The 13,353-nt window shown below is 60.0% G+C and carries 14 protein-coding genes; 6 read left to right on the top strand and 8 right to left on the bottom strand.

Going from position 1 to position 13,353, the window contains the following annotated elements; all coding sequences use genetic code 11:
• The 8 genes from Q8L89_07315 to Q8L89_07350 all read right to left on the bottom strand — a co-directional run.
• The coding region (locus Q8L89_07315; protein MDP1708854.1) for a BMC domain-containing protein at positions 1 to 168 on the bottom strand (168 nt) is incomplete at its 3' end.
• An 89-nt stretch (positions 169 to 257) separates the two neighbouring features.
• Positions 258 to 518: a carboxysome peptide B gene (locus Q8L89_07320; protein MDP1708855.1), complete on the bottom strand. Its 261-nt coding sequence runs from the start codon at positions 516 to 518 to the stop codon at positions 258 to 260.
• Positions 519 to 788, bottom strand: coding sequence for a carboxysome peptide A (locus Q8L89_07325; protein MDP1708856.1), 270 nt, complete (start codon positions 786 to 788; stop codon positions 519 to 521). It abuts the gene before it with no gap.
• Positions 785 to 2,329 (bottom strand): carboxysome shell carbonic anhydrase, encoded by a 1,545-nt coding sequence (locus Q8L89_07330; GenBank protein ID MDP1708857.1) that lies wholly within the window; start codon positions 2,327 to 2,329, stop codon positions 785 to 787. The genes Q8L89_07325 and Q8L89_07330 overlap by 4 nt, the downstream gene beginning before the upstream one ends.
• A gap of 88 nt (positions 2,330 to 2,417) precedes the next feature.
• The gene (locus Q8L89_07335) at positions 2,418 to 4,391 is read right to left on the bottom strand and encodes a CsoS2 family carboxysome shell protein (protein MDP1708858.1); all 1,974 of its coding nucleotides are present in this window, start codon (positions 4,389 to 4,391) and stop codon (positions 2,418 to 2,420) included.
• 67 nt (positions 4,392 to 4,458) lie between these two features.
• Positions 4,459 to 4,797, bottom strand: a complete 339-nt coding sequence (locus Q8L89_07340; protein MDP1708859.1) for a ribulose bisphosphate carboxylase small subunit — start codon at positions 4,795 to 4,797, stop codon at positions 4,459 to 4,461.
• A 50-nt stretch (positions 4,798 to 4,847) separates the two neighbouring features.
• The gene (locus Q8L89_07345; protein MDP1708860.1) at positions 4,848 to 6,272 is read right to left on the bottom strand and encodes a form I ribulose bisphosphate carboxylase large subunit; all 1,425 of its coding nucleotides are present in this window, start codon (positions 6,270 to 6,272) and stop codon (positions 4,848 to 4,850) included.
• A gap of 295 nt (positions 6,273 to 6,567) precedes the next feature.
• A complete protein-coding gene (locus tag Q8L89_07350) occupies positions 6,568 to 7,488 on the bottom strand; it encodes a LysR substrate-binding domain-containing protein (protein ID MDP1708861.1) in 921 nt (306 codons plus the stop codon).
• Positions 7,489 to 7,624: 136 nt separating this feature from the next.
• Here Q8L89_07350 and Q8L89_07355 point away from each other — a divergent pair, with 136 nt between their 5' ends.
• The 6 genes from Q8L89_07355 to Q8L89_07380 all read left to right on the top strand — a co-directional run bounded on the left by Q8L89_07355 (position 7,625) and on the right by Q8L89_07380 (position 13,259).
• Positions 7,625 to 9,112 carry a ribulose-bisphosphate carboxylase large subunit gene (locus tag Q8L89_07355; GenBank protein ID MDP1708862.1) on the top strand — a complete coding sequence of 496 codons (1,488 nt, stop codon included), beginning with the start codon at positions 7,625 to 7,627 and terminating at the stop codon, positions 9,110 to 9,112.
• Between the two features lie 20 nt (positions 9,113 to 9,132).
• Positions 9,133 to 9,567: a ribulose bisphosphate carboxylase small subunit gene (locus tag Q8L89_07360; GenBank protein ID MDP1708863.1), complete on the top strand. Its 435-nt coding sequence runs from the start codon at positions 9,133 to 9,135 to the stop codon at positions 9,565 to 9,567.
• Positions 9,568 to 9,653: 86 nt separating this feature from the next.
• The gene (gene cbbX, locus Q8L89_07365; protein MDP1708864.1) at positions 9,654 to 10,616 is read left to right on the top strand and encodes a CbbX protein; all 963 of its coding nucleotides are present in this window, start codon (positions 9,654 to 9,656) and stop codon (positions 10,614 to 10,616) included.
• Positions 10,617 to 10,685: 69 nt separating this feature from the next.
• Positions 10,686 to 11,345: a carbonic anhydrase gene (locus Q8L89_07370; GenBank protein ID MDP1708865.1), complete on the top strand. Its 660-nt coding sequence runs from the start codon at positions 10,686 to 10,688 to the stop codon at positions 11,343 to 11,345.
• A gap of 25 nt (positions 11,346 to 11,370) precedes the next feature.
• Positions 11,371 to 12,264: a phosphoribosylaminoimidazolesuccinocarboxamide synthase gene (locus Q8L89_07375; GenBank protein MDP1708866.1), complete on the top strand. Its 894-nt coding sequence runs from the start codon at positions 11,371 to 11,373 to the stop codon at positions 12,262 to 12,264.
• A gap of 17 nt (positions 12,265 to 12,281) precedes the next feature.
• Positions 12,282 to 13,259 carry an L-threonylcarbamoyladenylate synthase gene (locus Q8L89_07380; GenBank protein ID MDP1708867.1) on the top strand — a complete coding sequence of 326 codons (978 nt, stop codon included), beginning with the start codon at positions 12,282 to 12,284 and terminating at the stop codon, positions 13,257 to 13,259.
• Positions 13,260 to 13,353: the final 94 nt, after the last annotated feature.

The raw sequence follows: 13,353 nt of genomic DNA on the forward strand, positions 1-13,353 counted from the left end.
ACCGGTCTCACCACGCACCAGCACGGTGACGTAACCGCCGCCGACAAACTGGCGGCCAATCAAACGCACTTCCGAGGCCTTGGTCATGGCGTCCGCCGCTTCAATCGCCGGCACCAGTCCACGCGTCTCGATCATGCCCAATGCGATACCCATTTTTTCACTTGCCATGTCAGTCTCCTGTTAGTCTCAAATTAAAATCAGTCCCGCACACTACAAACTCTTGCTGCCCTTACTGTTCGGCGCCTTTTGCCTGTGGCCTATGTGCGCCATTCCGCTTCACTCCAGCTATCGATAATCCCGCCTATCGTCATGTCGGTCGTGATCTTGGGGTTGCCCGCCGCGATACGTGCCGCTGAGATGCCTATCGTCACCACAAAATCACCGGGCTTGCAGCCTATCGGGTCGAGTGCTACCGACAGGTTGCCCTGATAATCCTCGACTACCCGCAACGCCTTGGCAGCTAGCCAGAAGTTACGCTTGGTCGTGACCAAGTCGCGCACAACACGCATGATTTCCATTTACTGCTTTCCGTCTTTGCTGTCGTCTTCCCAGTAGTCGATGATACCCACGATGGTGAAATCGCTCGGATAGTCCTTGCTGCCAGCGGCATCACGCGCCGCAGAGCTGCCGACCACAATCACCCAGTCACCGGGCTTGCAGCCCACCGGGTCAACCGCAACCTGTTTGCCACTGCTGCCGCGCTCTTTCACCACCAGCAGGCGGCGGTTTCCAAGGCCGCCGATACGGGCGGTGGCCACCAGGGTTTTCTCAACCTGACAAATCTTCATTGCCTTGACTCCATTTTGTTGCATCCACAGGCACAGCGCTCGCTGCCCGTCACTCGGTGCGCTGCCACATCCTCAAGCGGGCTGCCCGGTGTGCGATCCTTGACCGTGGTATAGGTGTATAGCCAGCCGTCACGCAGCAGATCCGGATAGCGCGCATGAATCGCGTGCTCAAGGCGTTCACAGCGTGCGATGGCGCGCTCGCGTGAACCCGGTACACGCCCGTCATAGCGGAAGTGAACGAATGCCGGGATCGGCAGGTCATGCGCCATATTTACCTTGCGGAAAATCTTGATGCCCACATCCATGTCGGCGGCGCCTTCCTCTATTGTTTCCATCTGCGCCTGATAGGCGAAATTGCGCATCTGTACGTCATCGAAGCTGTCGCCTACGGTGATGAAGCGCTCGGTATGGCCGAGATCGGTGTAGCGCCCGTTGTGCCAGGCGCGCACATACTCGATCTGCGCCATGTTGTTCTTGAGCAGGTAGGCGCAGAACCAGCGCATGCCTTCGGTGGCGCTGTCATCCGACGATACGCCTGCGGCCTCGGCTACTGCCAGGCGGATGGCTTCTTTCGCTGCTTCTCGTGCCAGTGTGTCCGTTGCATCAAACAGCGCGCGGTTATCGACAAAGCGGTCCAAGCTGATCACGCCTTGCGCGTCGGGCACATGTACCTTGATCGCGTCGGTATCGGTGTCCACGCCCACCAGCAGCGTGGCCACCGAGGCGCCACAGCAGTGGCTGTTCTCAATGGCATCGGCAAAGCTGTTCAGACGCTCCAGCAGTGCGCCCGCCGCCTTGCGCTCATCACTGCCGTGCGCGGCGCAGCCTTCATGAGCGGGATCCGAGCTGCTGGTGTGGTACACACCGAGCTTGAGGTAGCGTGTCGGCTCATCGGCCTTGTTGGGCGCACCTTCGCGATGGCGGCGTAATTCCACCTCGGTCCAGTTGCGCACGCTTTCCTCGATATCGAACATGCTGCCGGCAAACGATTTTCTGCTGGTCACCACGGCGGGTGGTACACGCAGGATGTAATCCACCACGCCGCTCAGGCGACCATCGGCGCAGGGTGTAATATCAATGGCATGAAAGCCCCATTTGTGAATCACTGCTTCCGCAGGCTCGCCTTCCGTGAGGTTGCTGCCGCTGCGGTCGAAGTCACGCTTGGCGAGTTGACGGAAGGTTTGGAACGCACTGTAGGCGTAAAGACCGCGCATGTTGAGCGGTTTGACCCAGTTTGCGCTGAGACATGATCCGGGCAGTTCGAAGCCCAGGCGAGTACGCATCAGGTCCTGAATGCGATCGGCGTAGCCATCCTGGTGCTGCAAGGCTGCGACTTCCTTCAGCGCAGGCTCAATAGCCCCGAACGCGGTGGTGATCACAGCCTCGCGCTCCAGCAACTGCTGATTGTGCACGGCATCATACAGCGGATGCGCGCCCGCAGGCGTGGTGCTGCTGAGGTCGGACGGCGCAGCGCCAAACAGCGTAACGTATGGATCGGTGACCGCCGCAGGCGCGCCACCGTAGCCGCCGGGATTGTACATCCCGACGCCTGGGTGCTGCCTTCTGCTGTGTGCCTGCGTGATCATGCGTTATGACTCGTCAACTCCATCGCAAATAACCATCAATCTGTTAACCCTGGGCCCCACCTGATAAGGTGACGCGCGCGGCCGATAAGGCCGACCAGCCGACCATGCCGGTCACATGCTGGGTGGGGGCTTCATGGTTGCCCTTGCCCTTGAACTTGCTGGCATTGGCGAAGGCATGTGATTTACCGTTGCGCTCGCTGGGGTTACGTTCCACAGCGATATGGCCCTCGGTGCCGGTCACATTGTTCTGTTTGGTCCAGGCGCTGCCGGTGATGGCGGGGCCTTCCACGCGGCCTTCACCGGTGATGCGTGACTTGCGTTCATCGCGCTCCGCGCGGCCACGTGGGCTGAAGTGAAATTCCTGGTTGCCGGTGATCTTGCCATCGCCTACGGCGAATGCGCCTGTTATCCGCATCTCGGCACTCGGCGCCTGCACGGCACTGGCGTCGGCGTGCAGATGACCCTCGCGCTGCGGCGAGCGCACGCTGAAGCGGTGGTTGATGTTGCTGATAGCGTCCGCTGTCATTTCCACCTCGGGTGCTTCTGTACGGAAATAAGGTGTTCCGGTGATGCTGCGGTCACCGCCACGCTGGGTACCCGTGACATGCTCTGCATTGAACGGGGCATCACCCGTCACGCGGGCTGTTGCAGGTTGTCCGGGCATGACGCGCTGCGCCACGCTGGTGGCTGCGTCTGTTGCGCAGGCCGTCTCATATTGGTTGGGGCCGGCGTAAGGCGTGCCGGTAACGGAGGCGCATACGCCGTACTCGTCGCCACTGACGTTGGGATTGTGCGCCACGTCTACACCGGTAATGCGCTGGCGGGTCCAGGTCTCGGACTCGACGACTTTCTCGCCCGTCACCGGGTCGGGACGTGTGCCTTGACTGTTGCAGGACATGCCCATCGCGCCGCTGCCTGCGCGCGTTCCAGATGCCGCCGCTGGCGTGGCGCAGAGAGGCTGCTTGTTGCCCGGCATCAGATACTGGGTGCCGGTAATCGGCCGGCATGCGCCGGGCTCGTCGCCGGTGATGCGCAGGCTGCGGCCCACAGCGGTGCCTGAAACAGGCAGCCCGCCATCGGTTTGTTCGGTTACGTACTCGCGATCCCGGTCACGCGAGCCGATCGACTTGATCGAGCGGCCGAGGTTGGTGCCGAACACGGTGTGTCCGTGCGGGTTGTTCTGGCGCTGGAACTGCATGCTGGTGTAAGCACCCTGTTCCCGGCGGTTGAGCAGGTCGTCGTTAATCTCCTGGTCGGCCTCGCCTGTAATGCGAATGGCGCTGTTGGATTCGTCGCCGGTGATCATGATCTTGCTGCGCACCTGGCTGCCAGTGACCACCTGGCCGTTTGCAGTGCGCGCCGCGCCGACCTTGAGCCCGCCTTCGCGCGGGTTGAAGCCGGTTTCCTTGCCAATGTACTGCGAGCCGGTGACCTGTACATCCGCGCCGGGCTCATCGCCGGTCATGTTCGCACTGCGGCCAATACGTATGCCGGTCACTTTTTTGCCCGCGTAGGTTTCGGTATTGGATACCTTGGCTGGATAGACGAGCGGTGCCGAGTGGCGCACACGACCGCAGGGCCGAGTGGACTCTGTATTGCCACGGCCGTTTCTGGCACGTGAGCCACGCAAGGCCTGTGCGGCCTGGCGACCGTTGCCGCTCATGACGGCCACCCGTGGGGTGGCAGCGGCGGCGGTCGCAGCTGTTTGTACCGAAGCGGTGGCCTGCACGATGCCCTGCTTGCCCTGCACCGACCCTGCACGCCGGGTGCGTGAGGCGTCACGGCCGGTGAGCACGTTACTGTCCGTTGTTACGGGCGCAGGTGCGCTCTGGACAGCCGCTGGCGTGACTGACTGTGCAACACTTGCCATGCCCGCAATGGTGGCCTCGCGTTCGCCCATACGGGTACGGTCGATAGCAGGCGGCAGCCCCGCCTTACCCTGTCCCAACTGTGTACGGCGTTCCCGGGAGGCCTCTCGCCCACCGGTGGCTTTCATTGTGATATTCGCTTGGCTCATGACATCACCCTCGATACTGGTTTGGTTCCCGGCCTGTGATGATTGCGGCCACAGGTCGTTTTGCTTTTTAGCGTCCGGCGCGGTGCACGATAAACGCCGTGCCCAGGCTTTGTGCATAGTTGTCATACGCTACCAGGCGTACGTGGTGCCCCGGATTGGTGCGATGGCAGGCATCAATTTCGGCCAAAATCTTCTCAATCGAAGTCTCGCCGAAAAACGGCAGCTTCCACATGTACCAATAGCGAGAGAATGCCTTCTCGGGCTCGGTGTGCTCGACTGACGGACTCCAGCCTTGACCTATCATATAGGCAATCTGCTGGCGGACTTTTTCGGGCGAGAGCGGGGGCAGATAGGAAAAGGTCTCACCCTTGCGCTCGGTTGCCTTGTATGGTTGAACTTCTGGCATGACGGCTCTCCTGTACTTAAAATATCTGGCGGGGTAGGTAGCGGATCGGATTACGCGCGCTTCTGCGTGTCGAGTTTGTCCACGGTATCGAACTCGAACTTGATCTCTTTCCATGTCTCCATGGCAATCTTGAGTTCGGGGCTGGACTGCGCGGCCTCGGTGAGAATCTCCTTGCCCTCGCGCTCGACCTGGCGACCCTGGTTACGCGCATCGACGCAGGCCTCAAGCGCCACACGGTTGGCGGTCGCGCCGGCGGCGTTACCCCACGGGTGGCCCAAGGTGCCGCCACCGAATTGCAAGCAGGCGTCGTCGCCGAAGATGGCCACCAGTGCCGGCATGTGCCAGACGTGAATGCCGCCCGAGGCCACCGGCATCACGCCCGGCATGGCGCCCCAATCCTGATCGAAGAAGATGCCGCGGCTGCGATTCTCGGGGATGAACGACTCGCGCATGATGTCGATCCAGCCCAGCGTCGCTTCGCGGTCACCCTCGAGCTTGCCGACCACGGTGCCGGAGTGCAGGTGGTCGCCGCCCGACAAGCGCAGGCACTTGGTCAGCACCCGGAAATGAATGCCGTGGTACGGGTTGCGGTCAAGCACGGCGTGCATGGCGCGGTGGATGTGGAGCAAGATACCGTTATCCCGGCACCAGTTGGCCAGACTGGTGTTGGCGGTGAAACCGCCGGTCAAATAGTCATGCATGATGATGGGCGCGCCCAGGGACTTGGCGAACTCGGCGCGCTTGTACATCTCTTCCACGGTCGGCGCGGTGACGTTCAGATAATGGCCCTTGCGCTCGCCGGTCTCTGCCTCGGCCTTGTGCACCGCCTCCATGACGAACTCGAAGCGATGATTCCAGCGCATGAACGGCTGGCTGTTGATGTTCTCGTCGTCCTTGGTGAAGTCGAGCCCGCCGCGCAAACACTCGTACACGGCGCGGCCGTAGTTTTTGGCCGACAGGCCGAGCTTGGGCTTGATGGTGCAACCCAAAAGCGCGCGGCCATACTTGTTGAGGCGATCACGCTCCATCTGGATACCGTTGGGCGGGCCGCCGCAGGTTTTAACGTAGGCGATCGGGAAGCGGATGTCTTCCAGACGCAGGCTGCGGATCGCCTTGAAGCCGAACACGTTGCCGACCAGTGAGGTCAGCACGTTTACCACCGAGCCCTCCTCGAACAGGTCGATCGGGTAGGCAATAAAGGCGTAGAACGCGGTGTTGTCGCCGGGCACCGGCTCGATGCGGTAGGCGCGGCCCTTGTAGTAATCCATGTCGGTAAGCAGGTCGGTCCACACCGTGGTCCAGGTGCCGGTGGATGACTCGGCGGCGACAGCCGCAGCGGCCTCTTCGTGCGGCACACCGGCCTGTGCTACGATCTTGAAGCAGGCCAGTAAGTCGGTATCGAGCGGCACGTAATCCGGTGTCCAGTAGGACTTGCGGTAGTCTTTAACGCCGGCGGTGTAAGTTTTTTCTGCCATGATCAGCTCCTCAATGTGTAAACCGTGCATGCTTGCAGTACGCAAATCGCACTGCTTTGTGGATGCACTATAGGAGTAAGCCAAAGACTGGTCTAATCAATTGTTAATATCGTCTTGATAGACTTAAATCTATGATTAAGCGGCAGGTCGCGCCTGTGGGCCAGGCGCTCACATAGTGGTTTGCGCCGGACTTTATTGCGGGGTATAGAGACAGGCGTTGTAGAGCATGCCAGGCGTTGCGCATGTTCATGCGCGGAGATGGGAGACAGTGTGCAGGACGGTGAAGCGGGTGTTGCTAGCGGCCGTGCTTGGACAGCGACTCAATCAGGTTTTTGGCCTCGTGCAGAACAAAATCCTTGAAGGCGCGCGCGATGGGAGACAGGCGCTTGTCCTTGCGGTGCACCAGATACCAATGGCGGATGATGGGCAGCGACGCAACGTCCAGAATCGCCAGCCGTTTCACCTCCAGCTCCAGTGCCACGGTATGCACCGACACGATGCCCAGCCCCAGGCCTGCCAGCACGGCTTGTTTAATGGCCTCGTTGCTGTTCATTTCCATGCCGGTAACCACGTGAATATTCTGCTCGGCAAAAAACCGTTCCATCGCAATCCGGGTGCCAGACCCCTGCTCCCGGATCAGAAAGGTTTCTTCTTGCAGACGCTGCAGCGGGATGCCACGCTCCCGTGTCAGCGGGTGATCATAAGGTGCAATCACCACCAGCGGATTTTCCATAAAGGGCACGGCGACAAAGTCCTGCTGGCGTGGTGGCACACCCATGATGACCATATCCCGGTCGTTGGCAGCAAGATGCGCGAGCAGGGCTTCGCGGTTGGTCACCTCCAGGTTGACCTTGACGCCCGCATAGCGCTTGCTGAAAACCGCGAGCAGGTAGGGTGCGAAATATTTGGCGGTGCTCACTACGGAGATAGTCAGCTTGCCGCGTTTGACGCCTTTGAGTTCTTCCAGGGCCGATTCGGCATCGGCCAGATGTTGTGTGATGCCCAGACTATAATGATGAAACTCCTTGCCGGCCTCGGTCAGGAAGATGCGTTTGCCGGCCTGCTCCAGCAAGGTGATGCCGAGATTTTCCTCTAACTGTTTGATTTGCATGGATACGGCGGGCTGGGTCAGGCACATCTCCTTGGCGGCCCGGGTATAGCTCAAGTGACGGGCCACGGCATCGAAGATACGTAATTGCCGCAAGGTGGTGTTCATAAGTTGTATCTTATAGTAAAAATCAAAAATACTGAATATTGTTTATGGTAAGGCGGGCTTATAGTGTGTTCCAGTGATTCAAGGTGCCCCGCGCGTAACTGGTTCGGGAAATTTTTACTGATCAATGGAGGCCATTATGGCAAAAGCTGAAGCTGGTGGGACAATGAAGGAAGGTAAGGATCGCTACAAGGCAGGCGTCTTACCTTACAAAAACATGGGCTATTGGGAGCCTGATTACGCGATCAAGGAGACCGACGTGCTGGCGATGTTCCGTCTCACGCCTCAAGCGGGCGTGGATCCTGAGGAAGCCGCCGCTGCGGTTGCGGGCGAATCCTCCACCGCCACCTGGACGGTGGTATGGACGGATCGGTTGACCGCCTGCGAACTGTACCGCGCCAAGGCCTACCGCGTTGATCTGGTGCCGAACACCGGCCCAGGCACCAAGAACGAAGCCCAGTATTTTGCCTACATCGCCTATGATCTGGATCTGTTCGAGGGCGGCTCCATTGCCAATCTGACCGCTTCCATCATCGGCAACGTATTCGGATTCAAGGCCGTGAAGGCGCTGCGTCTTGAAGACATGCGCATTCCGGTCGCTTACCTCAAGACCTTCCAGGGCCCGGCCACCGGTGTTGTGGTGGAGCGCGAGCGTCTGGACAAGTTTGGTCGTCCGCTGCTCGGTGCCACCACCAAGCCCAAGCTCGGCCTGTCTGGCCGTAACTATGGCCGCGTGGTGTATGAAGGATTGAAGGGCGGTCTGGATTTCATGAAGGACGACGAGAACATCAACTCGCAGCCGTTCATGCACTGGCGTGATCGCTTCCTGTATTGCATGGATGCCGTGAACAAGGCCTCCGCTGCAACCGGCGAGGTGAAGGGTCACTATCTCAACGTCACCGCTGGCACCATGGAAGAGATGTACGAGCGTGCAGAGTTCGCCAAGTCACTCGGCTCCGTCATTATCATGATCGACCTCGTCATCGGCTACACCGCCATTCAGTCAATGGCCAAGTGGGCACGCAAGAACGACATGATCCTGCACTTGCACCGCGCCGGTAACTCGACCTACTCGCGCCAGAAGAATCACGGCATGAGCTTCCGCGTGATTTGCAAGTGGATGCGTATGGCGGGCGTGGATCATATTCATGCCGGTACCGTGGTGGGCAAGCTGGAAGGCGATCCGCTGATGATCCGCGGCTACTACGACACGCTGCTCGACACGCACACCCCGATGAATCTGGAAAAAGGCCTGTTCTTCGAGCAGGACTGGGCCTCGCTCAACAAGGTGATGCCGGTCGCTTCCGGCGGTATCCATGCCGGCCAGATGCATCAGTTGTTGACCTATCTGGGCGACGACGTAGTGCTGCAGTTCGGCGGCGGTACCATCGGTCATCCGCAGGGCATTCAGGCCGGTGCAGTGGCAAACCGTGTTGCACTCGAAGCCATGGTCATGGCGCGTAACGAAGGCCGCGATATCTGGAACGAAGGTCCGCAGATTCTGACGGATGCCGCCAAGTGGTGTGGCCCGCTCAAGGCCGCGCTGGATACCTGGAAGGACATCACGTTCAACTATGAATCCACCGACACGCCTGACTTCGTGCCCACGGCCACCGGTAGCCACTAACAGATCAAGGAGAAGCGATTATGATGACCAACATTGGAAATCGCGTCACGCAAGGGCAGTTTTCCTTCTTGCCCGACCTGACCGATGCGCAGATCACCGCGCAGCTCAAATATGCACTGAAGAATAACTGGGCGGTAGGCGTCGAATACACCGACGACCCGCATCCGCGCAATACCTATTGGGAAATGTTCGGTAACCCGATGTTCGACCTGAAAGATCCCGCCGGGATTTTGCTGGAGATCAACAATTGCCGTAAGACGTTCCCGAATCATTACATCCGCGTGACGGCGTTTGATTCCACGCGCGGCGTGGAAAGCCCGACCATGTCGTATATTGTGAACCGCCCCAAGAAAGAGCCGGGCTTCGGTCTGGTGCGGCAAGAAGTGGAAGGACGCCACATTCGTTATACCATCCACTCCTACGCCACCGACAAGGCTGAGAGCGAGCGTTACTAGCAGGTAGTTCTGTCAGTGGGGCGGCGCAACGCCGCCCCGTTTTTTTGTAGTTGGGCTGTAGACACATTAACTTCATGGAGTAAGTCATGAGCGAGCCCACCGCCGAGCAAGATGGCAAGCCAGAACCTTCCGCCCTGCACAGTGTTCCGGACAATACCCCGGTGGATCTGGAGGCTGAGTTCCGTGCCTCAAATATCCAGGAGGTGCTGGACACGCTCGACCGTGAACTGATCGGCTTGAAACCCGTCAAGACCCGTATCCGTGAGACCGCAGCGCTGCTGCTGGTGGATCGTGTGCGCAAGAAGCTGGGGCTTTTGGCGCAGACACCGACGCTGCACATGAGCTTCACCGGCAACCCCGGCACCGGCAAGACCACGGTGGCGCTGCGCATGGCCGAGATACTGCATCGGCTCGGCTACGTGCGCGAGGGGCACCTCGTATCCGTCACGCGCGACGATCTGGTCGGGCAATACATCGGTCACACCGCACCCAAAACCAAGGAAGTGCTGAAAAAGGCAATGGGCGGCGTGCTGTTTATCGACGAGGCTTATTACCTCTATAAGCCGGAGAACGAGCGCGATTACGGCGCGGAGTCGATCGAAATCCTGCTGCAGGTGATGGAGAACAACCGCGACGACCTGGTGGTGATTCTCGCCGGCTACAAGGACCGCATGGACAAGTTTTTCCACAGCAACCCCGGCATGCGTTCGCGCATCGCCCATCATATTGATTTCCCGGATTACAGCGCAGAGGAGCTGCTGGCCATCGCCAGGCTGATACTGGAGGAGCAACAGTACCGTTTCAGTCCGGACGGTGAAAAGGCTTTCTTCGACTACATCGGCAAGCGCATGAAGATGGAGCACTTCGCCAATGCCCGCAGTATCCGCAATGCGCTGGATCGCGCGCGCCTGCGCCAGGCGAACCGCCTGTTCGCCAACCCGGGCTCAAAACTGACCAAGAAAGACATGGTGACCATCGAGGCTGAAGACATTCTGGCGAGCCGCGTGTTCAGCGAAGGCGTGCCGGATACCGAGATGCCAAAGGCATGAGGAAGCCGTGGCGCGCCAGCCCGCTGCCGGTGATGGCTGTCAGCAGCGCGCCTGCCTGAGACACTGGCCATGGAGCCTATCAACAAGTTGATTGCAGGCTTTGCGCGCTTTCGCAGTAAATATTTCGAAGGTCAGTCGGCGCTGTTCGAGAAGCTTTCCCGCCACGGGCAGTCCCCGCACGTCATGGTGATTGCCTGCTGTGACGCCCGCGTCGATCCTGCCATTATCACCGACTCCGACCCCGGCGACTTGTTCGTGGTGCGCAATGTGGCCAACCTGGTGCCGCCATGTGAGACCGGAGGTGGTTATCACGGTACCAGTGCGGCACTCGAGTTCGCGGTGTGTGGCCTCAAGGTCAGTCACATTGTCGTGTTGGGTCATTCACACTGTGGCGGCGTACACACGTTGTTGAAGGACCCGAGTACGCAGCAAGGTGACTTTATCGGTCCCTGGATGGCGCTGGCTGAGGGTGCCTGCCGGCAAGTCAATGCAGCGCATGCGCATGCGCCAGAGGCAACACGACAGCGTGCCTGTGAGCAGGCTGTTGTGCGGGTATCGCTCAAGAACCTGCAAACCTTTCCCTGGATACGTGAGCGTGTAGAGTACGGGGGTCTGCAGTTGCATGGCTGGTATTTCGATATCGATGGCGGCGACTTGCTGTGCTACAACAAAAAAATGACGGTTTTGAAAATCTCGGGGGAACCTTGCCCGCCTGAGTGCATGGTATGATGCGGCAGTCCAGGTCACTTTAAGCATGATCCCAGTCTTGTTTCATACCAACATTCCCAGTCTCAAGCTGCTGCATCAGGGCAAGGTACGCGATCTCTACGAGGTCGATGCCAAGCATCTGCTGATGATTACGACCGACCGCCTGTCGGCGTTCGACGTTGTTTTGCCCACGCCCATACCCGGCAAAGGCCAGGTACTGAACACGCTCTCCAATTTCTGGTTCGAACGGCTTGAGTACATGATGCCGAACCATCTCACCGGCATTGCGCCGGAAGATGTGGTCAAGACCGAGGCAGAGCGCGAGCAGGTGCAGGGCCGCGCCGTGGTGGTGCGCAAGCTGACACCATTGCCGGTGGAGGCCATAGTGCGCGGTTTTCTCGCGGGCTCGGCCTGGAAGGAGTATCGGGCGAGCGGCACCGTCGGAGGCGTCGTCATGCCGCCCGGCATGGCGGAAGCGGGGTGGATGCCCGAGCCGCTGTTTACACCCAGCACCAAGGCGCCGCCGGGGGAGCATGATGCCGCCATGACCATGGTGCAAATGGAAGCACTGCTGGGCACCGAGCGCGCGCGCGAGGTCGAGGTGATGAGTGTGACGATGTATTTTGAATCCATGAAATATGCCTCGGAACGCGGCATCATCATCGCGGATACAAAATTTGAGTTCGGCGTGGATGATGCGGGCGAACTCACGCTGATGGATGAGGTGTTGACGCCGGATTCTTCGCGTTTCTGGCCGACCTCGAGTTATGAGCCCGGCCACAACCCCCCCAGTTTTGACAAACAGTACGTGCGGGATTATCTAGAAGGCATTGGCTGGAACAAGCAGCCTCCGGGGCCTGAGTTGCCGCCGGAGGTGGTCGAGCGTACCGCGCAGAAATATCAGGAGGCGCTGTTGCGACTGACACAAAATGCGGATTAGTAGGATTATCGCCGGGCATGACGCGCGCGGCTGACATCGCAGACGCCGTCCAGGTATTGCGCAGTGGCGGTGTGGTCGCCTTTCCCACTGAGACCGTTTACGGTCTCGGTGCCGATGCCTCGAATCCCGCCGCAGTCGAGCGCGTGTTCGCCATCAAGGGCCGCCCCGCGCATCACCCGCTCATCATACACATTGCGGATGCGGCACAATTAAGGCGCTGGGCGCGCGACATTCCGCAAGACGCCCATACCCTTACCAGCTGTTTCTCGCCAGGCCCGCTCACACTCATTCTCAAGCGCGCACCGCAGGTGCCGGATTGCGTCACCGGCGGCCAGGACACGGTGGGCCTGCGTGTGCCCAGCCACCCGGTGGCGCTTGAACTGCTGCATGCCTTTGGCGGCGGTATTGCCGCTCCGTCGGCGAATCGCTTCGGGCACGTGAGTCCAACCACGGCGGCACACGTGCATGCAGAGCTGGGCGGGGAGGTGGACATGATACTCGATGGTGGGCCATGCCGTGTTGGCCTTGAATCCACGATCGTAAGCCTGGTGGGTGACCAGCCCGTGATCCTGCGCCCCGGCGCCATTTCGCGTGCCATGCTGGAACAGGCGTTGGCGAAAAACATCCGGGTCGATGCTGTGCCGCATGAAATGCCGCGTGCGCCGGGTATGCTGGAAGCGCATTACGCGCCTTCCATGCCATTGTTTGTGGTACCGGTACAGATGCTGGCGGAAACGGCGCGCACCTGCGCTGCCAGCGGGCAGCGTGTGGGTATCATATGCATCGAGCCGGGAATTAATTCGCTACCGGAGGCGCAGGCGCAACAGTTTGTGATGCCGCACGATGCGGAAGCCTATGGGCAGAGACTTTACGCCGTACTGCATGAGGCCGACGCAGCGGGCTTGCAGGTGCTGCTGGTGGAGCAGGTGCCGGGCGATGAGGCCTGGCTTGCGGTGCGCGACCGATTGAGCCGCGCGGCGGCGGCTCACGGCTGATCGCCCGGGGGTGTGCTGGGTTATACTTAACGTGCGCCGCACACCGGGCAGTCAGCGTGATGGCTACGGGGCGCTTGGGTTACCGGACAGTCGG

Source organism: Gammaproteobacteria bacterium, from assembly GCA_030680605.1.
GTDB lineage: Bacteria > Pseudomonadota > Gammaproteobacteria > SURF-13 > SURF-13 > JAQBXX01.